At 66.8% G+C, this 19,658-nt stretch carries 20 protein-coding genes and 1 pseudogene; 11 read left to right on the top strand and 10 right to left on the bottom strand.

Features of this window, described 5'->3' with window-relative positions; translation table 11 throughout:
- The first annotated feature begins 24 nt into the window (after nt 1-24).
- The 3 genes from mddA to EPN51_RS02035 all read left to right on the top strand — a co-directional run bounded on the left by mddA (nt 25) and on the right by EPN51_RS02035 (nt 2,489).
- Nucleotides 25-789 carry a methanethiol S-methyltransferase gene (gene mddA / locus EPN51_RS02045; RefSeq protein ID WP_293035489.1) on the top strand — a complete coding sequence of 255 codons (765 nt, stop codon included), beginning with the start codon at nt 25-27 and terminating at the stop codon, nt 787-789.
- Nucleotides 790-850: 61 nt separating this feature from the next.
- Nucleotides 851-1,333, top strand: coding sequence for a cation:proton antiporter regulatory subunit (locus EPN51_RS02040; protein ID WP_293035487.1), 483 nt, complete (start codon nt 851-853; stop codon nt 1,331-1,333).
- Nucleotides 1,334-1,337: 4 nt separating this feature from the next.
- The gene (locus EPN51_RS02035) at nt 1,338-2,489 is read left to right on the top strand and encodes a cation:proton antiporter (protein ID WP_293035485.1); all 1,152 of its coding nucleotides are present in this window, start codon (nt 1,338-1,340) and stop codon (nt 2,487-2,489) included.
- Between the two features lie 9 nt (nt 2,490-2,498).
- Here the strand turns inward: EPN51_RS02035 and EPN51_RS02030 are convergent, their stop codons facing one another.
- Complete coding sequence (locus tag EPN51_RS02030; protein WP_293035483.1) at nt 2,499-3,068, bottom strand: Rv3235 family protein; 570 nt, start codon at nt 3,066-3,068, stop codon at nt 2,499-2,501.
- 196 nt (nt 3,069-3,264) lie between these two features.
- Here EPN51_RS02030 and EPN51_RS02025 point away from each other — a divergent pair, with 196 nt between their 5' ends.
- The 5 genes from EPN51_RS02025 (at nt 3,265) to EPN51_RS02005 (ending at nt 8,796) form a co-directional block, all read left to right on the top strand.
- The gene (locus tag EPN51_RS02025) at nt 3,265-4,686 is read left to right on the top strand and encodes a wax ester/triacylglycerol synthase family O-acyltransferase (protein ID WP_293035771.1); all 1,422 of its coding nucleotides are present in this window, start codon (nt 3,265-3,267) and stop codon (nt 4,684-4,686) included.
- A gap of 40 nt (nt 4,687-4,726) precedes the next feature.
- Complete coding sequence (ppk2, locus tag EPN51_RS02020; protein WP_293035481.1) at nt 4,727-5,533, top strand: polyphosphate kinase 2; 807 nt, start codon at nt 4,727-4,729, stop codon at nt 5,531-5,533.
- Nucleotides 5,534-5,615: 82 nt separating this feature from the next.
- Nucleotides 5,616-6,137 (top strand): hypothetical protein, encoded by a 522-nt coding sequence (locus EPN51_RS02015; RefSeq protein ID WP_293035479.1) that lies wholly within the window; start codon nt 5,616-5,618, stop codon nt 6,135-6,137.
- A 137-nt stretch (nt 6,138-6,274) separates the two neighbouring features.
- Nucleotides 6,275-7,429: a ferredoxin reductase gene (locus EPN51_RS02010; protein ID WP_293035768.1), complete on the top strand. Its 1,155-nt coding sequence runs from the start codon at nt 6,275-6,277 to the stop codon at nt 7,427-7,429.
- Nucleotides 7,430-7,512: 83 nt separating this feature from the next.
- Nucleotides 7,513-8,796: a fatty acid desaturase gene (locus EPN51_RS02005; RefSeq protein ID WP_293035477.1), complete on the top strand. Its 1,284-nt coding sequence runs from the start codon at nt 7,513-7,515 to the stop codon at nt 8,794-8,796.
- 87 nt (nt 8,797-8,883) lie between these two features.
- Here EPN51_RS02005 and EPN51_RS02000 read toward each other — a convergent pair whose 3' ends face one another.
- Complete coding sequence (locus tag EPN51_RS02000) at nt 8,884-9,747, bottom strand: ABC transporter substrate-binding protein (RefSeq protein ID WP_293035475.1); 864 nt, start codon at nt 9,745-9,747, stop codon at nt 8,884-8,886.
- A gap of 41 nt (nt 9,748-9,788) precedes the next feature.
- Complete coding sequence (locus EPN51_RS01995; protein ID WP_293035473.1) at nt 9,789-10,532, bottom strand: SDR family oxidoreductase; 744 nt, start codon at nt 10,530-10,532, stop codon at nt 9,789-9,791.
- Between the two features lie 211 nt (nt 10,533-10,743).
- On the opposite strand from EPN51_RS01995, the gene EPN51_RS01990 reads away from it, so the two are divergent.
- A complete protein-coding gene (locus EPN51_RS01990) occupies nt 10,744-11,892 on the top strand; it encodes a hypothetical protein (RefSeq protein ID WP_293035471.1) in 1,149 nt (382 codons plus the stop codon).
- 84 nt (nt 11,893-11,976) lie between these two features.
- Here the strand turns inward: EPN51_RS01990 and EPN51_RS01985 are convergent, their stop codons facing one another.
- The 4 genes from EPN51_RS01985 to EPN51_RS01970 are packed head-to-tail and all read right to left on the bottom strand — an operon-like array spanning nt 11,977 to nt 15,690.
- The gene (locus EPN51_RS01985) at nt 11,977-12,474 is read right to left on the bottom strand and encodes a DUF302 domain-containing protein (protein WP_293035469.1); all 498 of its coding nucleotides are present in this window, start codon (nt 12,472-12,474) and stop codon (nt 11,977-11,979) included.
- The gene (locus EPN51_RS01980) at nt 12,461-13,420 is read right to left on the bottom strand and encodes a carbon-nitrogen hydrolase family protein (protein WP_293035467.1); all 960 of its coding nucleotides are present in this window, start codon (nt 13,418-13,420) and stop codon (nt 12,461-12,463) included. Before EPN51_RS01980 ends, EPN51_RS01985 begins: the two co-directional genes overlap by 14 nt.
- Nucleotides 13,420-14,493 carry an NmrA family NAD(P)-binding protein gene (locus EPN51_RS01975; protein ID WP_293035465.1) on the bottom strand — a complete coding sequence of 358 codons (1,074 nt, stop codon included), beginning with the start codon at nt 14,491-14,493 and terminating at the stop codon, nt 13,420-13,422. The genes EPN51_RS01980 and EPN51_RS01975 overlap by 1 nt, the downstream gene beginning before the upstream one ends.
- An 18-nt stretch (nt 14,494-14,511) precedes the next feature.
- Entirely contained in the window at nt 14,512-15,690 is a 1,179-nt protein-coding gene (locus EPN51_RS01970) for an acetyl-CoA C-acyltransferase (protein ID WP_293035463.1), read from the bottom strand.
- A gap of 91 nt (nt 15,691-15,781) precedes the next feature.
- Between EPN51_RS01970 and EPN51_RS01965 the strand changes: the two genes are divergently transcribed.
- Nucleotides 15,782-16,258 (top strand): helix-turn-helix domain-containing protein, encoded by a 477-nt coding sequence (locus EPN51_RS01965; RefSeq protein WP_293035461.1) that lies wholly within the window; start codon nt 15,782-15,784, stop codon nt 16,256-16,258.
- Here the strand turns inward: EPN51_RS01965 and rsgA are convergent.
- Together rsgA and aroA are read right to left on the bottom strand one after the other, a co-directional pair.
- Nucleotides 16,242-17,225 carry a ribosome small subunit-dependent GTPase A gene (gene rsgA / locus EPN51_RS01960; RefSeq protein ID WP_293035459.1) on the bottom strand — a complete coding sequence of 328 codons (984 nt, stop codon included), beginning with the start codon at nt 17,223-17,225 and terminating at the stop codon, nt 16,242-16,244. The genes EPN51_RS01965 and rsgA overlap by 17 nt on opposite strands.
- A complete protein-coding gene (gene aroA / locus EPN51_RS01955; RefSeq protein WP_293035457.1) occupies nt 17,222-18,565 on the bottom strand; it encodes a 3-phosphoshikimate 1-carboxyvinyltransferase in 1,344 nt (447 codons plus the stop codon). The genes rsgA and aroA overlap by 4 nt, the downstream gene beginning before the upstream one ends.
- A gap of 96 nt (nt 18,566-18,661) precedes the next feature.
- On the opposite strand from aroA, the gene EPN51_RS01950 reads away from it, so the two are divergent.
- Nucleotides 18,662-19,426 (top strand): SOS response-associated peptidase, encoded by a 765-nt coding sequence (locus tag EPN51_RS01950; protein WP_293035455.1) that lies wholly within the window; start codon nt 18,662-18,664, stop codon nt 19,424-19,426.
- 15 nt (nt 19,427-19,441) lie between these two features.
- Here the strand turns inward: EPN51_RS01950 and EPN51_RS01945 are convergent.
- Nucleotides 19,442-19,658, bottom strand: a pseudogene (locus EPN51_RS01945) (hypothetical protein); the annotation flags it as partial.

Below are 19,658 nucleotides of genomic sequence, written 5' to 3'. Positions count from 1 at the left end.
ACCGATGAGGTGCACAATCAGCTAATGAAGCGATTCTTGATCGTCGGCTACGGCGCCGCCGCTTACCTGCTCTTTCTGGCCGCATTCCTTTATCTCGTGGCTTTCCTGGGAAACTTCTGGGTGCCGCGAACCGTCGATCACGGGCTCTCATCGCCCATCGGTCAGGCCGTATTGATCAACATCGCGCTGCTGGCCGTGTTCGCCGTCCAGCACAGCATCATGGCGCGGCCGTCGTTCAAGACATGGTGGATACGATTCGTGCCGGCGTCGATAGAGCGCAGCACCTACGTGTTGCTGTCCAGCGTCGTGCTGGCGCTGCTCTACTGGCAATGGCGGACGATGCCGGCCGTCATCTGGGAGGTGCGGCTGCCGGCGGGGCGCCTGGTGCTGTGGACGTTGTTCTGGCTCGGCTGGGCGATCGCGCTGGCCGCGACGTTCATGGTCAGCCACTTCGACCTGTTCGGCCTTCGCCAGGTGTATCTGGCGTGGCGCGGAAAACCGTACACGCACGTAGGTTTTCACGCTCGGATGCTCTACCGGCTGATGCGTCACCCGCTGATGTTCGGTTTCGTCATCGTCTTCTGGGCGGTGCCCACCATGACGGCCGGGCACCTGCTCTTCTCGGTCGCCATGACGGGCTACATCCTGGTCGCCACCCATCTGGAAGAGCACGACTTGATCGAGGCGCTGGGTGACCAGTACCGCGACTACCGTCGCCGGGTGCCGATGCTGCTGCCGCTGGGACACCGGCCGCGCCGGGACCCGACCCAACCGGCGGAGCTGCACTAACTTCTGAGTAGGCGCGGCGGTCCGCCGACGGCGCGCCCCGCGACCTGTCAGGATTGACGGCATGGATGTCAAGGAGGTGTTGCTGCCCGGGGTCGGTCTTCGCTACGAATTCACCGATCGCAACGGCGATCGCATCGGCATCATCGCGCGGCGCAGCGGCGATTTCGACATCGTCATCTATACCCGCGAGGATCCTGACGAGGCCCGGCCGCTGCTGCACCTCAGCGACCAGGAGGCCGAGGCCGTGGCCCAGATCCTGGGGGCGCCCCGGATCGCCGAGCGGTTCACCGAGCTGGCCCGAGAGATACCCGGGCTCGAGACGGGGCAGGTGCACATCCTGCCCGGCAGCCCCTTCGTGGACCATCCGCTGGGAGACACCCGCGCCCGCACCCGCACCGGGGCGTCCATCGTCGCTATCGTGCGCAACGAGCAAGTGCTCGCCTCACCGGGCCCCGCGGAGGTGCTGCATGCCCGGGATGTTCTGATCGTGATCGGCACCGAAGACGGCATCGCCAGCGTCGAGCAAATTATCGACAAAGGTTGAGCCGGTGCAAATCTCGGGGACGCTGTTGCTACAACTCGGCGTCCTTCTCGCCACGCTGGCCGTATTGGGCGGCGCCGTACGCCGATTCGCGTTGTCGCCCATACCCGTGTATTTGCTGGCGGGTCTGTCGCTGGGCAATGGCGGGATCCTGCCGATGGCGGCGGGCGGGGAGTTCATCACCACCAGCGCGCCCATCGGCGTCGTGCTGCTGCTGCTCACCCTGGGGTGCGAGTTCTCGGCGGCCGAGTTCTCCAGCAGCATGCGCCACCACCTGCCGTCCGCGGCCGTCGACATCGTCCTGAACGCCGCGCCCGGCGCGATCGCCGGCTGGATTCTGGGATTGGACGGCGTGGCCATCCTGGGCCTGGCCGGCGTCACCTACATCTCGTCGTCGGGCGTCATCGCACGGCTGCTCGAGGACTTGCAACGGCTGGGCAACCGGGAAACGCCGGCGGTGCTGTCGGTGTTGGTGCTCGAGGACTTCGCGATGGCCGCCTACCTGCCGCTGTTCGCCGTCCTGGCGGCGGGCGGCGGCTGGCTGCAGGCCGTCGGCGGCATGGTGGTGGCGGTGGGCGCGCTGGTGGTGGCGTTCGCCGTCTCCTACCGCTGGGGCCACCACATGGACCGGCTGGTCGAACATCCCGACTCCGAACAACTGATGCTGCGGGTGCTGGGAATCACGCTGATCGTGGCGGCACTGGCCGAATCCCTGCACATCTCGGCCGCCGTGGGCGCGTTCCTGGTGGGCCTGACATTGACCGGGGAAACGGCCGAGCGCGCCCGCCAGGTATTGGGCCCGCTGCGCGATTTGTTCGCCGCCACTTTCTTCCTGGCGATCGGGTACGCGGTGGATCCGCAGGAGCTGATTCCGATGCTTCCCGCGGCACTGATGCTTGCCGCGGTGACCGCGGCGACCAAGGTGGCCACCGGGATCTTCGCCGCCCGGCACGACGGGGTGGCGCGGCGCGGCCAGTTGCGCGCGGGCACCGCGCTGATCGCCCGGGGCGAATTCTCGTTGATCATCATCGGATTGGCTGGCAAGTCGCTGCCCGCCGTCGCGGCACTGGCGACGTCCTACGTTTTCGTGATGGCGATCGTGGGGCCGGTGGTGACCCGCTACACCGGCGGCCCGCGGCCGGCCGGCGCGGCGAACTGACCGGCGCGGTCACCCGATGTGCAGGGCCACCACCATCCATCGGGTCCCGCTCGCGACACTGACCTGCTCCACCCGGCACGCGATGGCGTGCACCCGGCTCCCGCGGCTGTAGGAGCCGAAGACCTCGGCCGCGGCCTCGGGGTCGCGGTGACCCGCCGGCTGCAACCGCATGCGGCGCAATACCGCGGCACCCGCGTAACCGGGCGCCTGTCCGGCCGCCGAACGCCCAAGCGCGACAACAGAATCCACCAGGTTGGGCGCCAGCAGCGGATTCAGCTGGGCGGCCGGCCGGCGGCGGTCGATGACCTCCAGCACGCGGCGCAGCGCGGCGTCGGCGAACATCGCCGCCTGGTGCATCCGCGCGGACATGACCCGGCCGGAATCCGGGACCGGCGCTCTGCTGGGTTGCCCGGTGTAGGGCCGGGGCGCGGCGTGGCCGCTGCGGCCGCGTGACGGGGTGCGCGAGGACCGCCGGCACTGCGGCACGGTGCGTGGCACGCCTTGGGTTTCCGGCTCGTAGTCGACGACCGGTATGACGGTGAAAGCGTCAGATGGAATCGCGATGGGACTAGTGTTCAACGTGCACTCTCCAACTCTTCGGCCGGACCGGAAGCCTGCTGGAGAGAGGGCAGACACTGGTTAGTCAGTGGTCATCATGGCACAACTCTCCGATTGCGCGTGCCCATGCTGATGTGCGCCCGGACCGGACGATTACCGTGGGCGAGACATCGCTTGAGGCGACAGGGCGATGAATCGACGAGGAGGACTGCGCCGTATGGTGACCCGGTTGTCCCCGCCGGATGCGTCGTTCTATCGGCTGGAAAACACCGCCACCCCCATGTACGTCGGCTCGCTGGCCATCCTGCGCCGTCCGCGTGCCGGCCTGAGTTATGAGACGCTGCTGGCCACCGTCGAGCAGCGGCTGCCCCAGGTTCCGCGCTACCGGCAGAAAGTCCGCGAGGTACGGGTCGGGTCGGCCCGGCCGGTGTGGATCGACGACAACGACTTCGACATCACCTATCACGTGCGGCGCTCGGCGCTGCCCTCGCCGGGCAGCGACGGGCAACTGCATGAGCTGATTGCGCGGCTGGCCGCGCGGCCGCTGGACAAGTCGCGGCCGCTGTGGGAGATGTACCTGGTCGAGGGCCTGTCCAAGAACCGGGTCGCCCTCTACACCAAATCGCATCAAGCGCTGATCAACGGTATGGCGGCGCTGGAAATCAACCACGTCATCAGCGATCGGACGAGACGCCCGCCGCCGGCTCCCGAAGACATCTGGATACCGGAACGCGACCCGGGCACCACCCGGCTGGTCCTGGGCGCGATCGGCGAGTGGCTGGTGGGCCCGAGCGCGCAGCTGCACGCCGTCGGGTCCGCGATCGGCGGCCTGGTGACGAACTACGGCGAGCTTGTCGACGCCGGCCGTTGGGCGTTTGATCTCGTGCGCAACCTGGCCCGGGGCGACGCGCCCAGCAGCCCGCTCAATGCCACCGTTTCGCGTCATCGCCGGTTCACCGTCGCCACCGGCAGCCTCGAGGATTACCGCGCCGTGCGGGCCCGCTACGACTGCGACGTCAACGACGTGGTGCTCGCCGTGATCGCCGGCGCCCTGGGCAACTGGCTGATGTCGCGCGGGGTGGCGGTGTCGTCGACCGCGACGGTGCGGGCGATGGCGCCGCTGTCGGTGTACGCCGAGGGCGACCTCGACACGAGCGGCCCCGGTCAGGCGATCAGCCAGGTCATGCCGTTCCTGGTCGACCTGCCGGTGGGGGAGCCGAACGCCGTGGTGCGGCTCTCGCAGATCGCGCACGCCACCGAGTCCAACGCGACGGCCGCCCATCTGGTGGACGCCCGGACCATTGTCACGTTATCGGGCTTCGCACCGCCGACGCTGCACGCCATGGGAATCCGGGTCGCGACCAATTTCCCGAGCTTCTCCAAGCGCACGTTCAACCTGCTGATCACCAACGCGCCCGGAGCCCAGTCGCAGATGTACGTCGCCGGCACCAAGTTGCTGGAAACCTACGCGGTGCCGCCGCTGCTGCACAACCAGGCGCTGGCGATCGGCGTGACGTCGTATAACGGCATGCTCTATTACGGAATCAATGCCGACCGCGAAGCCATGAGCGATGTCGAGCTGCTGCCGGGACTGCTGAACCAAGCTCTCGAGGAACTGCTGGAGGCTTCCCGGTCCTAGTCGGCGGTGAAAACCCCTGCGTACGGCTATCATTCGTCCTGTGAAGCCAACCGCGCCCAAGATTTCTGACGCCGTCTACGAAGCCGAATTGTTCCGGCTGCAAACGGAATTGGTGAAGCTGCAAGAGTGGGTGCGACATTCCGGGGCGCGGCTGGTGGTGATCTTCGAGGGTCGTGACGCCGCCGGCAAGGGCGGTGCCATCAAACGGATCACCGAATACCTGAGCCCGCGGGTCGCGCGCGTCGCCGCGTTGCCGATGCCGACGGATCGCGAACGCGGGCAGTGGTATTACCAGCGCTACATCGCCCACTTGCCCACCAAAGGTGAGATCGTGCTGTTCGACCGGTCGTGGTACAACCGGGCGGGCATCGAGAAAGTCATGGGATTCTGCACGCCGCAAGAGCATGCGCTGTTTTTGCGGCAGACGCCGGTCTTCGAGCAGATGCTCATCGATGACGGGTTACTGCTGCGCAAGTATTGGTTCTCGGTCTCCGACACCGAACAACTGCGGCGGTTCAAGGCGCGCCTGGATGACCCGGTCCGGCGATGGAAACTGAGCCCGATCGACCTGGAATCGGTATACCGGTGGGAGGATTACTCACGCGCGAAGGACGAGATGATGGTGCACACCGATACCCCGGCGAGCCCGTGGTATGTCGTGGAATCGGATATCAAGAAACACGCCCGGCTGAACATGATGGCCCATTTGTTGTCCACGATCTCCTACCGCGATGTCGAGGCGCCCAAGGTCAAGCTGCCGCGGCATCCCGTCGTGAGTGGGAACTACCGGCGGCCGCCGCGTGAGCTGTCGACGTATGTCGACGACTACGCGGCCACGCTGATCTAGCCGTGGCGATCGCAAGAGCGGCGCAGCCGGTCGCGGCGGGTCGCCACCATCGGCCCGTGGCGATCGCAAGAGCGGCGCAGCCATGACGGTCGTCTATATCCCCGTCACGCTGGCCATGTTGCAGCAGCTCGTGGCCGACGGCTCGGTGCGGCCGGTCAACGGCACGGCGTTCGCGCTGACGCCGACGTTGCGCGAGGCCTACGCCGAGGGCGATGACGACGAGCTCGCCGACGTGGCACTGCGCGAGGCGGCGCTGGCGTCGCTGCGTTTACTGGCCGCCACGGGGGCGGAAGCAGCTGAAGCGCCTTCGGAGTCCCTGCCGCCCCGGCGCGCGGTGCTGGCCGCCGACGTGGACGATCTCACGTACCGTCCCGACCTCGACGACGCCGTGGTCCGACTGCCCGGGCCGGTCCCGATCGAGGACGTCATCGCCGCCTACGTCGACAACGCCGGGGCCGAAGAGGCGGTGGCGAGGGCGGTCGAGGCCGTCGACGCCGCCGATCTGGGCGATGAGGACGCCGACCTGATCGTCGGCGATGCGCAAGACCACGATTTGGCCTGGTACGCCAACCAGGAGCTGCCGTTTTTGCTGGAGCTGATGTGACGTCGAATGTGAGGTATTCCAGGCCGCAGCGCTAGCTACGACACCGTAGGTTACGGTACCGTAGGTTTCGTGAACCGCACAGAATCGATCACAATGTGAGCGTAAGCAAGGCGCCACATAGTGAGCAGGAGCTTCCTCTGGGTAAACGGAACCCATCGATCACGGGCAACGTCGTCGACACCAAGCGACCCGTGGTCGCCGGCGCCGACCGGCATCCCGGCTGGCATGCACTGCGCAAGCTCGCCGCGCGCATCACGACGCCGCTGTTGCCCGACGACTATCTGCACCTGGCCAATCCGCTCTGGTCGGCGCGGGAACTGCGGGGGCGGGTCCTGCAGGTGCGCCGCGAGACGGAGGATTCGGCGACCCTGGTCATCAAACCGGGCTGGGGCTTCAACTTCGACTACGAGCCGGGCCAGTACATCGGCATCGGACTGCTGATGGACGGCCGCTGGCGCTGGCGGTCGTATTCGCTGACATCGACCCCGGCCGCGACGACCTCGCGCTCCGGTTCGGCGCGCACCGTGACCATCACCGTGAAGGCGATGCCCGAAGGTTTCCTGTCGTCGCACCTGGTGGCCGGTGTCGAGCCCGGCACCGTCGTCCGGCTGGCCGCGCCGCAGGGCAACTTCGTCCTGCCCGATCCGGCACCCGCGTCGATCCTGTTCCTCACCGCCGGCTCCGGGATCACGCCGGTGATGTCGATGTTGCGAACCCTGGTGCGCCGCAACCAAATCGGTGACATCGCCCACCTGCATTCGGCGCCCACCGAATCCCACATGATGTTTCGCACCGAGCTGGCCGCGCTGGAGGCCGACCACCCGGGCTATCGGTTGCAGCTGCGCGAGACGCGTACCCAAGGCCGGCTCGACCTGTCCGTGCTGGACGCCGACGTGCCGGACTGGCGCGAGCGCCAGACCTGGGCCTGCGGGCCGGAGGGCCTGCTCATTGCAGCTGAAGGGGTATGGTCGGCCGCGGGCATCACCGAGCGTTTGCATCTCGAGCGGTTCGCGGTGTCCAAGGCCGCACCCGCCGGTGCCGGCGGAACGGTCACCTTCGCCCAAAGCGGACGCACCGTCGCCGCCGACGCGGCGACGTCGCTGATGGACGCGGGGGAGAGCGCCGGGATTCAGATGCCCTTCGGGTGCCGCATGGGTATCTGCCAGTCGTGTGTGGTCAGCCTGGTGGAGGGTCACGTCCGTGATCTGCGGACCGGCCAGGAGCACGACCCGGGGACCCGGGTGCAGACCTGTGTGTCGGCCGCGTCCGGTGATTGCGTACTCGACATTTAAAGGCTACTCACAGGTAACCTACGGCCTCGTAGGTTACGATAGCGTAGGTCTGGAACCGAACAAACGACCGCAGGGAGACGACGATGGCGATCACTGACATCGACGTATTCGCCCATCTGGCGGACGCCGATATCGAAAACCTGGCCTTCGAGCTCGATGCCATCCGCCAGGACGTGGAAGACTCGCGCGGCGAGCGGGACTCCCGCTACATCCGCCGCACCATCGCGGCCCAGCGCGCGCTGGAGGTGACCGGCCGGCTGTTGCTGGCCGCCAGTTCGCGGCGCTCGGCCTGGTGGGCGGGGACGGTAACCCTGGGCGTGGCCAAGATCGTCGAGAACATGGAGATCGGCCACAACGTCATGCACGGCCAGTGGGACTGGATGAACGACCCCGAGATTCACTCCTCGACGTGGGAGTGGGACATGAGCGGGTCGTCCAAGCACTGGCGCTACACCCACAACTTCGTGCACCACAAGTACACAAATATTCTCGGGATGGACGACGACGTCGGCTACGGTCTGCTGCGCGTCACCCGCGACCAGCGCTGGAAGCGCTTCAACATGTTCAACCTGGTTTACAACACGTTGCTCGCGCTCCTCTTCGAGTGGGGAGTCGGCCTGCAGCACGTCGAGCTCGGGAAGATCGTCAAGAAGCGGATGGATAACGACGAGGCGCGGCAGCGGACCGAGGAGTTCCTGGCCAAGGCGGGGCGACAGGTGCTCAAGGACTACGTCGCGTTCCCGGCGCTGACGTCGTTGTCACCCGGCGCGACCTACATGTCCACGCTGAAGGCGAACGCGCTTGCCAACGTGATCCGCAACGTGTGGGCCAACGCGGTGATCTTCTGCGGCCATTTCCCCGACGGCGCAGAGAAATTCACCAAGACCGACATGATCGGCGAGACCAAGGGGCAGTGGTATCTGCGTCAGATGCTGGGCAGCGCCAACTTCGAGGCCGGCCCGGCGCTGCGCTTCATGAGCGGCAACCTGTGCCACCAGATCGAGCACCACCTGTATCCCGATCTGCCGAGCAACCGGCTGCACGAGATCTCGATGAGGGTGCGCGAGGTCTGCGACAAGTACGACTTGCCTTACACCACAGGCTCGTTCCTGTTCCAGTATGCGAAGACGTGGCGCACGATAGCCAAGCTCTCGCTGCCGAACAAGTACCTGCGTGACGACGCCGACAACGCACCGGAAACCCGCAGCGAGCGGATGTTCGCCGAGCTCGAGCCCAGTTTCCTGGGTACCGATCCGGTCACCGGCCGTCGTCGTGGGCTCAAGTCCGCGATCACCGCGGTGCGGGGCTGGCGGCGCGCGAAGCGGGCTGCCGCGACACGCGGTATTGACGACGGCCTCGCCGCCTAACTGACCGGCTGCGCGCCGAACGTGTACTCACTGCGAATATTTCGCTGATTTTTCGCACTGAGTGCACGATCGGTTCGACGGGCCACGCTAGCTGTTCTGATAGAAGTCCGCGGCGGCTATCGGTGCGACACCGAGTTCGCCCGCGACCGCGTCTATCGCCTGCTGCGCGATGCCCAGGTCAACCCGATAGTCGGGGGTGAAGTAGGGGCCGACGTAGCGCTCGTAGTGCCGTTTCGTCTCGTCAGTGGTGAGCCGGTCGAGGAACCGGTTGAGGTAATCGACGGCGCGGCTTGGTTGTTCGGCGAGAAGCCGCAGTGCCCGCTGATTCGCCCGCAACAGGGCCTGCAGCGCGGGGCTGTCCGGCGGGATGTGTACGGGATCCACCGCTACGCCCACCGTGGGAATCCGGAAGTGATCGCCAACCCAGGCCAGCAGGTGAAACCCCTCTTCGGCGGCGACCTGTTCGGGGGACAGCGTGCTGCCGACGTAGGCGGCATCGATCGAGCCGTCGCGCAGCCGGCGCAGGTCCATCTGGTAGTCACCCGGATGCCGCACCACGCAGTGCAGGTCGCGGTCGGGGTCCAGCCCGTGCTTACGCAGGACGATCCGGGCGAAGGTGCCCGGCGGGTTATTGGGGGCGTGCACGGCCAGGCGCCGCCCGCGAAGATCGGCCATGGACTTCACCTCGGCGTTGCCGAGAAACCAGAACAGCGGGCGATCGGTGTTGACGCTCAACGCTTTCCATCCGATCCTATCGTCAAGCCGCGACAGCAGGGCCCTGCCCAGGCCGATCACCGCGACGTGGCGCAGCCGCTGCGCTTTCCAGCCGATCCCGTCGCGGATCGCGACGTGGACACCCTCGTCCCGGTAATAACCCTCCTGGTCGGCGACGTGCGCGACCAGCTCCTCATGAATGCCACGCCCGACGTAAGCCAGGTCGATCGTTTGCACGCCGCACCCCTTTTCCGACGACCCGGTGGCCGGATCGGCTGTCAATCCATGGCGAGGCCGCCGTTGACCTCCAGGCAGTGGCCGGTGATGAAACCGGAATCCGCGCTGGCCAGGAACGCCACCGTCTTGGCCACCTCGTCGGGGCTGACCAGCCGCCCCATGGGATTTGTCGCGCCGAGTTGGTGTAATTCCTCGGCCGTCAACAGCGCGTTCGCCGTGGGATCGGCGACGGTGGCGGGCGAGACGAGGTTGGCGGTGATCTGATGCGGAGCCAGCTCGAGCGCGACGTACCGGACGAACTGGTCCATTGCCGCCTTGGCCGTTCCCACCGTGATCATGCCCTGTCGGGGCCGGCGGGACAACACCGTGGTGAGATAGACCAGTCGGCCATAGCCTCGTGAAATCATTTCGGGGACAACGGCTTTAGTGACCAGAAAGGCGGCATGCAGTTCTCGGTCCAGTTTGCCGCCGAGCTGCTCCCAGCTCAGGTCCGCGAACGAGGTGACGTCGTAGGGGATGAGCGCGTTGTGCACGAGCACGTCGACGCCGCCCCACTTTTTGTTGGTTTCGTCGACCATCGCGGCGACATCGTCGGGGTTGGTGACATCGGCCCGAATCGCGATGGCCTCGCCACCGGCGGTGGTCGCCGCGGTTTCCACCTTGTCTGCTTCCCCGGCGCTGGACCTGTAATTGACAACGACCCGAAACCCCCGCTCCGCCAGCACTAATGCGGACGCCGCTCCGATTCCCCGGCTGGCTCCGGTGACTACCGCGACACGACCCATCGGCGCTACCTCCGACCGTGCTCACCGCGCCTGGCTGGCACGCGCGAACGATACTCCCGCGACGCATCTCGGTAAAGGTCTGCGTTGGATGCTCAGTGCCGGCATGAAGAGCTGGGATACGGTTCGGCGACACACTCTTGCCAGACATGTATCGTCAGCCTTTCGGTAAGCGCGTACCCGGTGCATGTGCAGACATGAAGGACGCCCAAGGATGAGCGGTCAATGCAGCGACGACATCGAACGCATCGCCAACCGCCTGGGGTTCAGCTGCGAGCACGCCTTCCCATGGGCGACGCTGCGGAACCCGTTCCAGCTGGCGAACTGGACGTTGCCCGTTCTCGAACTGCTGGTCATCGCGGGCGCTGTGCTGGCGCTCTGGTGGGCAATTCGCCGGCTACGCCGCGACGGGGACCCCGTCAACATCGTGATCTGGTTCGCCACGGTGATCTACCTGCTGATCGTTGAGCCGCCGCTGTACTTTCCCGCGGTCTTCGGTGTCGACGACACCATCGGTGCGGTTTTCGCGCACAACGTCTTTACCGTCCAGTTCATGTATGACCGGCTGCCGCTCTACATCGTCGCGCTGTACCCCGCGATGATGACGTTGGCCTACGAAGTGGTACGCAGCCTGGGCGTATTCCGGGACTGGGGTGCGATGGTCGGCGCGGTATGCGTGGGATTCGTCCATCACTGCTTCTACGAAATCTTCGACCAGTTGGGTCCGCAACTGCGGTGGTGGGCGTGGAATACCGACAACGCGATCAACCATCCAATGCTGGCGTCCGTGCCGATGAGCAGCGTCCTGCTGTTCGCCACCGTCGGGCCGGCGTGCGTCGCATTGTTCGCACAGCTCCTGGTCACTCGTCCCATTGAGCGCGGGCGATTGCTGAGCCGAATCGGCTTGATCGGCCGCACATTCGGCGTGGCCGTGTTGGTGCCGGTTGGTTTGGTTATCGCCAATGTTCCGATTCTGCTGGCCGGTGGCGACCACCCCGACAGTGCGCTGCGGCGGGCGGTGTACTTCGTCCTGCTCGGTGCGTTCGCCGTGGTGGCGATCCCCGTCCTGTTGCGGCAGTGGCGCGACTCTGCGTTCACGCCCGGCGGGCGCAATCCCTTCGTCGCAATCTTCGGGTCCGCATTCTTGGCCGTGCTCGGGGCGCTGTGGCTGGCGGCCACGCCCGCCTACCTGAACGCCTCGCACGGCCTCACGGCCGACGGAACGCCCATCGGCAACCTCATCTACGCGATGGCGTGCTTTGTGCTCGCCGTCGCGCTGACCATGTCGGTGACGATCCGCCCCGGCCGTCCATCGGCTCTCATGCCTCGAGCGCAGCGGACGCGGCACGCGGCTACGCCGTGACAGACCTCGAAATCGGCGCATCCGCTTCGACTCGCCATTACATGAGCCACTCCCACAGGTCGCCGACCGCCTGTTCCAGCGTTGTCAGAAGCCGCCGGTCACTTTTTCGGCCAGCGACGCCAGCTTGGCGTCGAGTTGCTTTGCGGCGCTGAGTAACTCGGGATTGGTCTCGATGACCATGAGCGACGACGGCGTGACGTAGGTCAAGCTGCTGCCGGTGCCGTTGTCGGCCAGCAGCAGCTCGACCGGGGCGAACAGGCCCGCGGTGATGTCGTGGCGCAGCATGGTGATGGCGATCAGCGGGTTGCCGAGGATGACGCGTAACGCCTTGCGGTCGATGCCGGCCTTGGCGATCCAGGCGCCGTGGTCGACAATCCCGAACAGCATGAATCCGCTTGGACCAACGTGGGATTCGACGCTTTCCTCATACGTTTTCCAGTCGCCGGTCGTCGTCGTGATGTCGTCGATCGGCACCGGGTTTTCGCCGATGTCCGCCAGTAGCGCGGCGACCAGCTCGTCGTAGCTCTTGGCGCTGTCGTAGCGCACTCGCACACCGCCGAAGCGGATTTCAGACGCTGACACTTTCGACCTCCTCGAGTTCGATATTCTCGTGGACCTGCGCGCTGGGGGTGCGATCGATGAGCAGGCTCAGCAGTTCGGGCCGGCTGTAATGGCCGCCGGCGTCCATGAGGACCTTGCGGGTGTTGATCAATGACAAGTCGAGATCGGCGATGACCTCCCCTTCGCCGCAGCGCAGCGGCTCGCCCAGGTATTCGCCGTGGGGTGTGATGATCGCGGTGAATTGGCCGCCCGAGATCGGGCCGATCGGACAACCCGTGTCGGCCATGATCCGCGCCTGCTGATCGGCGTCGAGCCACGCGGTCGCATTGACGACGAACACGCCCGACTCAAGCGCGTGATTGCGCACGCTGATCTCCATCTGTTGCGCGAACAAGTCGCCTCCGAACGATCCGGGAAACATGCTCGAGTGGATCTGCTCGCCGTCGGCGATCAAGGCGTACCGTTCCAGCGCGTTGAAATGCTCGTAGCACGCCAACTGTCCGATGCGCCCGACCGCGCTGTCGACCGCGCGCAGCCCGCTGCCGTCGCCCTGGCCCCAGACCATCCGTTCGTGGTAGGTCGGCATGATCTTGCGGCGGCGCTGCAGCAGGGCGCCGTCGGCGTCGAACAACAGCTGCGTGTTGTACAGCGAACCGCCGTCGCGCTCGTTGACGCCGATCGACACCACCATGCCGGCCGCACGCGCCGCCTCGGCGATCGCGTCGACCGCCGGCGACGGTATCGTCACGGCCTGATCCAGCAACCTGAGGTGCTCGGGCCGCATCTCGAACGGGCGCTCGACGAACGAGAAGTACGGGTAGTAAGGCACCACCGTCTCCGGGAACGTCGCGAACTGAACGTCGTGGCGCGCCAGCTGTTCGATCTTGCCGACCACGCGCTCGACGGTCCCCTCGCGGCTATAGAGCACCGGGCTGAGTTGCACTGCGGCGGCGCGGATTACGGTCATTACAGCTTCCCCGTCCTCTTGTCTTCACCAATTTTGAGAATCGGGGTCCGGTTCTGCGGTTGAACCCTTTCCCACAGGCCGCCCTTCCCCAGCTCTCTTCCTCGCTGGTCTTCGCGCCGGAACCACTCCTCGGCGCTGCGGATCCGATTCGGGTGGATCTCATCGAGCAAGGCATAGTCCCGTTTGACGACTTCGTACTTCCACAGATTCCAGAATCCCGTGAAGTTGTCACGAATGTTCATGGTGCTTTTGTCATTTGGGTCCGCGTTGTACCCGGCGGGCGCATTCGCGGCTGCACTGAGCGGACCGTTGCTCCAGTACTCGTCCAGGTCGGTGTCGATGTATCGTGCTGGATGTCCGGTGACCTTCTCAAACGCCGCAGCAAGGTCCGCGTAGCCAACCTGATCGATCGCGACTTCGAGATCCATGCCGTTCGCGCGCTCGGGATGATCGAAAAGCCAGCGCACGTAATATCCGCAATCCTCGAGAGACACATGCGGCACGGCGCCCGCACCCAGCGGGACTCGCCACGTCAGCACACCGTCCTCCACGGTTGGTGTCATGGGAGTCGCGGGCGAGATCACCATCTCGATGTACGGACCCGTCGTGAAGAGCGCCGCTCCCATCCGGTCCCTATTCACCCGATTCTGAATCAGAATCCACTCGCCCACCCGGCCCTTGCCGTCATAGTGGCCGGTGCGGAATCTCGAGTCGTAGCCCGCTTTCTTGAGTCCGTAGTCCAGGTTTCCGTAGACCAAGAACTTGATTCCCTCTTCGATGGCTATCTCGTAAGTGCGGATGGCCCAGTAGATCTCGGTCTTCTCGCCGGTGTTGAACCCGTCGATATTGACGAATGCCGCGTCGCAGCCGTGGAATCCCTCCCGCAGGACGTCTTCGTCGGCGAATGTGCCCTCCAGGATGGAGACGTTGCCGAGTTCGAGAAGTTTTTTGGCCCGCCGGGAGGCAGGGTCACGGCTGAGGACCCGAACGGAGTGTTTCTGGTCGGCGACCAGGGCCCGGACGATCGGGATGCCTTGGGCCCCGGTGCCGCCGATGACAAAGATCTTGGACATGACAGTGGCTTTCCCTTCTCAGAGTCGCTCGATGATGGTGGCGTTGGCCATGCCGCCGCCCTCGCACATCGTCTGCAGCCCGTACCGGCCACCACGCCGCTCCAAAGCGTTGACCAGCGTCGTCATGATGCGAGCGCCACTGGCGCCCAACGGGTGACCGATCGCGATCGCGCCGCCGTTGACGTTGGTCTTGGCCAGATCCGCCGCGATGTCCTTGGCCCAGGCCAGCACGACGGGCGCGAAGGCCTCGTTCACTTCGAACAGGTCGATGTCGGCCAGGCTCAGCCCGGCGCGATGTAACACCTTCTCGGTGGCCGGGATGACGCCGGTCAACATGTACAGCGGGTCGGAGCCCACCACGGTGGTGGTGTGGATCCGGGCCCGCGGCCGCAGGCCCAGTTTCTGGGCGATCTCGCTGCTGGTGATCAGGACCGCGGCGCTGCCGTCGGACAGCGGCGACGAGTTACCCGGCGTGATCTCCCAATTGATTTGCGGGAAGCGGGCTTTGGCCGCGTCACTGTAGAACGCCGGCTGCAAGCCGGCCAGTGTCTGCACCGTCGTGCCGGGCCGAATGATCTCGTCGGTGGCGAGCCCGGCGATCGGGATGAGCTCGTTGTCGAACAGCCCTTCCTTGGTGGCGCGGGCGGCTTTCTCGTGGCTGCCGGCGGAGAACTCGTCGAGCTGGGTGCGCGAAAGGCCCCACTTCGCGGCGATCAACTCGGCGCTGATGCCTTGGGGCACCAGGCCTTCGGGGTAGCGCGCGTCCATGCCCTCGCCGAACGGGTCGCTGCCCGGTAACACCTGGGTGCCCATCGGGACGCGGCCCATCGATTCCACGCCGGCGGCGATGACGAGGTCGTAGGCGCCGGCGATGACGCCCTGCGCCGCGAAGCTGATGGCCTGCTGGCTGCTGCCGCACTGGCGGTCGATGGTGACACCGGGCACCGTCTCCGGGAATCCCGCACCCAGCAGGGCGTTGCGGGCGATGTTGACCGCCTGATCGCCGACCTGGGTCACGGCGCCGGCGATGACGTCGTCGACGCGCGCCGGATCGACGCCGGTGCGCGCGACCAGTTCGCGCAGGCTGTGTGCCAGCAGGTCGGCGGGCAACACATCGTGCAGCGCACCACTGGTTTTGCCCTTGCCGATGGGGGTGCGCACTGCTCCGACGATGACGGCGTCGCGACCCTGGTTCATGGCTCCTCCTCGAGTCATCTAGGTATATTCGACTGTACTCAGGTAAACATCTGGGTATGCTTAAAGCAACCCAGCGGGGGAGGTGATTTAGATGACACTGCTGCAAGGGCCGCTGGCCGACCGCGACGCCTGGTCGGCGGTGGGCGAGTGCGCGATCGAAAAGACGATGGCGGTCGTCGGTACCAAGTCCGCGATGCTGATCATGCGCGAGGCGTACTACGGCACCACTCGGTTCGACGACTTCGCCCGCCGGGTGGGCATCACCAAGGCCGCCACGTCGGCGCGGCTGGCCGAACTGGTCGAGTTGGGGCTGCTACGGCGCCGGCCCTATCGGGAGCCCGGTCAGCGCAGCCGCGACGAGTACGTGCTCACCCAGGCCGGCATCGATTTCATGCCGGTGGTGTGGGCGATGTTCGAGTGGGGCCGGCATCATCTGCCGGGACGCAACCGGCTGCGGCTGACCCATCTGGGTTGCGGCGCCGATGCGAGTGTCGAAATACGTTGCACAGAAGGTCATTTGGTGCCACCGGACGAACTCGGCATGCGACTGGCTAAGAAGTCTGGTTGAGGGCGGCGAGCAGCCGCCGCGCCGCCATGACGCGGCGGACGGCGGGCCCGGACAGCGTGTCCAGCGCACACTCCGGGTCGGCCGGTGGGCCCATGTGCCCGCAGCCGCGCGGGCAGTCTTCGATGGCCCCGGCCAAATCGGAGAACGCCATCATGACGTCGTCGGGCCGGATGTGGGCCAGCCCGAAGGATCGGATCCCCGGCGTGTCGATCACCCAGCCCGACGCCGCCAGCGGGAGCGCTACCGATTGGGTGGAGGTGTGCCGCCCGCGGCCGATGTCGGTCACGTCGCCGACGGCCCGGTCCGCGTCGGGCACCAGCCGGTTCACCAAGGTGGACTTGCCGACGCCGGAATGCCCCAGCAGGACGGTGATCTTGCCCGCGAGCAGGTCCGCCACCGCGAGCAGGGGATCGTCGCGGCCCGCGGCGACCACCGTCAGGTCCAGGTCGACGAACTCCTGCGCGAACGGCTCCGGCGGGGCGAGGTCGGTCTTGGTGAGGCACAGGATCGGCGTGAGTCCGCCGGCGTAAGCGGCGATCAGCGTCCGGTCCACCAGCCCGGTGCGGGGTGGCGGGTCGGCCAGCGCCACCACGATCAGCAGCTGGTCGGCGTTGGCGACCACCACCCGTTCGGTCGGGTCGGTGTCATCGGCGGTGCGCCGCAACACCGTTCGGCGCTCACCGCGACGCACGATGCGCGCCAGGGTGTCGGGCCGTCCGGACAGATCGCCGACCACATCGACGTCGTCGCCGACCACGATCGGCGTGCGGCCCAGTTCCCGGGCCCGCATGGCGGTGACCCGACGGTCGACGTCGCCGCCCAGCACGCACCCCCAGCGGCCGCGGTCCACACTGACCACCATGGCGGCCTGGGCGTCGGCGTGCTCGGGACGGGTCTTGGTCCGCGGCCGCGAACCCCGGCCGGAGCGGATTTTGACGTCGGACTCGTCGTAGTCGCCGGCCTTCACATGCCGCGCTCCTTCTGGATTGCCCGCCTCCTCCCCGGGCCGCCCGGGCGGCCCGCATCGTCGCCGCGCTCCAGCATCCCGGCCCACAGCTGGGGAAAGTCCGGCAACGTCTTGGTGGTGGCGCCGATGTCGTCCACCTCGACGCCGGCCACCCGCAGCCCGACGATCGCGCCCGCCATCGCCATGCGATGGTCGGCGTACGCGCGCCAGACCCCGGGCCGCAACGGCTTCGCGGTGATCACCAGGCCGTCGGGCGTTTCGGTGCACTCGCCGCCGAGGCGGTTGATCTCGGCGCTCAGCGCGGCGAGCCGATCGGTCTCATGGCCGCGCAGGTGGGCGATGCCGGACAGGCGGGAAACCGACCCCGGGAAGGCCAGCGCTGCCAGGGCGGCCACCGACGGTGTCAGCTCGCCAACCGCGCGCAGATCGACATCGAAACCGCCGTAGTCCCCGGCGCCGCGCGCCTCCAGAAACGAATCAGTTTGGGTGACAACGGCATTCAGCTTACCTAAGACGTTCAGGATGTTGTCGGCGGGCTGCACGCTGTTCGCCGGCCAGCCGGTGATGCGCACCGCGCCGCCACTGACCACGGCCGCCGCGAGGAACGGAACGGCGTTCGTCAGGTCCGGCTCGACCTCCCAGTGCCGGGCCGCGACCGGCCCGGGCCGCACCCGCCACCGGTTGGGGACGGAGTCGTCGACGTCGACGCCGGCCTGGCGCAGCATGACCACCGTCATCCCGATGTGCGGCGCCGACGGCAGCGCCGAACCGGTGTGTCGCACGGTCAGGCCCTCGGTGAACGAGGCCGCGCACAACAGCAACCCGGAGACGAACTGGGACGAGGCTGAGGCGTCGATGTCCACGGTGCCGCCGGTGATCGCACCGGTGCCCAGGACCCGGAACGGCAGGGCAGACCCGTCGATCCGGACGCCCAGTCCGCGCAGCGCATCCAGCAGCGGCGCGATGGGCCGCGCCCGGGCCTGCTCGTCGCCGTCGAACTCGACCATCGAATCGGCGAGCGCCGCCAGCGGCGGAACGAACCGCAGCACCGTTCCGGCCAGGCCGCAATCGACCTGCGCCATCGGTTCCGGCGACACGCGGCCGCTGACCGCCAACTCCGTCGCGTCGCCGTCGACGCACAAACCCAGCGTGCGCAGCGCCCCGATCATCAAATCGGTGTCCCGGCTGCGCAGCGCGCCGCTGATGGTCGGGGCGCCCTGGCCCTGGGCGGCCGCCAGCGCCGCCAGCACCAGGGCCCGGTTGGTCTGCGATTTCGAACCCGGAACGGTCACGGTCGCATGCACCGGTTGCGGGGCGAAGGGGGCCGTCCACGTACTCACCGGTCCATCATCGCCTGTCACCGGTTGCTGCCACCAATAGGAGTTCCGTGGCTGTGCCACCGATAGGACGTCCGTGGCTCTGCCACCATGGAAGGTATGTGCGGACGGTTTGCGGTCACGACCGACCCGGCCCTGCTGGCCCAGAAGATCAAGGCGATCGACGAGGCCACCGGCGCCGATGCTGATTCGGCTGCGCCCAACTACAACGTGGCACCGACCTCGACCATCGCGACCGTGGTCACCCGCCACACCGAGCCCGAGGACGAGCCGACGCGGCGGGTGCGGCTGATGCGCTGGGGTTTGGTGCCGCCGTGGGCCAAGGCGGGTTCCGACGGCGCCCCCGACACCAAGGGTCCGATGCTGATCAACGCCCGCGCCGACAAGGTCACCAGCTCGCCCGCCTTCCGGGCCAGCGCCAAGTCCAAGCGCTGCCTGATCCCGATGGACGGCTACTACGAATGGCGGGCCAATTCGGACGCCGCGGCCGGCACGAAGTCCCGCAAGACGCCGTTTTTCATGTACCGGGAGGACGGCGAGCCGCTGTTCATGGCGGGCCTGTGGTCAGTGTGGAAGCCTGCCAAGGATGCTTCGCCGCTGCTGAGCTGCACGATCATCACCACCGACGCGCCCGGGGAGCTCGCGCAGATCCACGATCGGATGCCGTTGGTGATGCCCGAGCGCGACTGGGACCGGTGGCTCGACCCCGACGCTCCCGTCGACGAAGAATTGTTGGCCCGCACTCCCGACGTGCGCGCCATCTGCACACGCGAGGTGTCGACGCTGGTCAACAACGTACGCAACAACGGCCCGCAGCTACTCGCGCCGGCCGAGCCGGAGCCCGGACAGGCTCGGCTGCTTTAGCGCTCTAGGCGCGGGTCACGCCGCCCCCGGATTGTCGGCTTCGTCGTCGTCGTCTCCGTCGTGGAGAAGTTTTTCGGGGTGGTGGTAGGTGTTGGTGCGGGGTTGTCGGCGGTCGAGGTGTGGGGGTGGTTTCCATTCGGTGTCGCCTTTGGCATTTTTCGTGGTGGTCCAGCCGTCGGGTCGCAGCATGCGGTGGTGGGGGCCGCAGGCGAAGGTGAGGTCGTTGATGTCG

It is taken from the genome of Mycobacterium sp. (assembly GCF_004298145.1).
Classification (GTDB): Bacteria; Actinomycetota; Actinomycetes; order Mycobacteriales; family Mycobacteriaceae; genus Mycobacterium.
The sequence above is the reverse complement of the archived record's forward strand: the minus strand, read 5'-3'. Positions and strand labels throughout refer to the sequence as shown.

What these genes read in the sequence shown, in the direction of transcription:
- mddA (WP_293035489.1), top strand. Translation starts at nt 25, where the DNA reads ATGAAGCGATTCTTGATCGTCGGCTACGGCGCCGCCGCTTACCTGCTC.
- EPN51_RS02040 (WP_293035487.1), top strand. Translation starts at nt 851, where the DNA reads ATGGATGTCAAGGAGGTGTTGCTGCCCGGGGTCGGTCTTCGCTACGAA.
- EPN51_RS02025 (WP_293035771.1), top strand. Translation starts at nt 3,265, where the DNA reads ATGGTGACCCGGTTGTCCCCGCCGGATGCGTCGTTCTATCGGCTGGAA.
- EPN51_RS02015 (WP_293035479.1), top strand. Translation starts at nt 5,616, where the DNA reads ATGACGGTCGTCTATATCCCCGTCACGCTGGCCATGTTGCAGCAGCTC.
- EPN51_RS02005 (WP_293035477.1), top strand. Translation starts at nt 7,513, where the DNA reads ATGGCGATCACTGACATCGACGTATTCGCCCATCTGGCGGACGCCGAT.
- EPN51_RS01995 (WP_293035473.1), bottom strand. Translation starts at nt 10,532, where the DNA reads ATGGGTCGTGTCGCGGTAGTCACCGGAGCCAGCCGGGGAATCGGAGCG.
- EPN51_RS01990 (WP_293035471.1), top strand. Translation starts at nt 10,744, where the DNA reads ATGAGCGGTCAATGCAGCGACGACATCGAACGCATCGCCAACCGCCTG.
- EPN51_RS01980 (WP_293035467.1), bottom strand. Translation starts at nt 13,420, where the DNA reads ATGACCGTAATCCGCGCCGCCGCAGTGCAACTCAGCCCGGTGCTCTAT.
- EPN51_RS01975 (WP_293035465.1), bottom strand. Translation starts at nt 14,493, where the DNA reads ATGTCCAAGATCTTTGTCATCGGCGGCACCGGGGCCCAAGGCATCCCG.
- EPN51_RS01970 (WP_293035463.1), bottom strand. Translation starts at nt 15,690, where the DNA reads ATGAACCAGGGTCGCGACGCCGTCATCGTCGGAGCAGTGCGCACCCCC.
- EPN51_RS01965 (WP_293035461.1), top strand. Translation starts at nt 15,782, where the DNA reads ATGACACTGCTGCAAGGGCCGCTGGCCGACCGCGACGCCTGGTCGGCG.
- EPN51_RS01950 (WP_293035455.1), top strand. Translation starts at nt 18,662, where the DNA reads ATGTGCGGACGGTTTGCGGTCACGACCGACCCGGCCCTGCTGGCCCAG.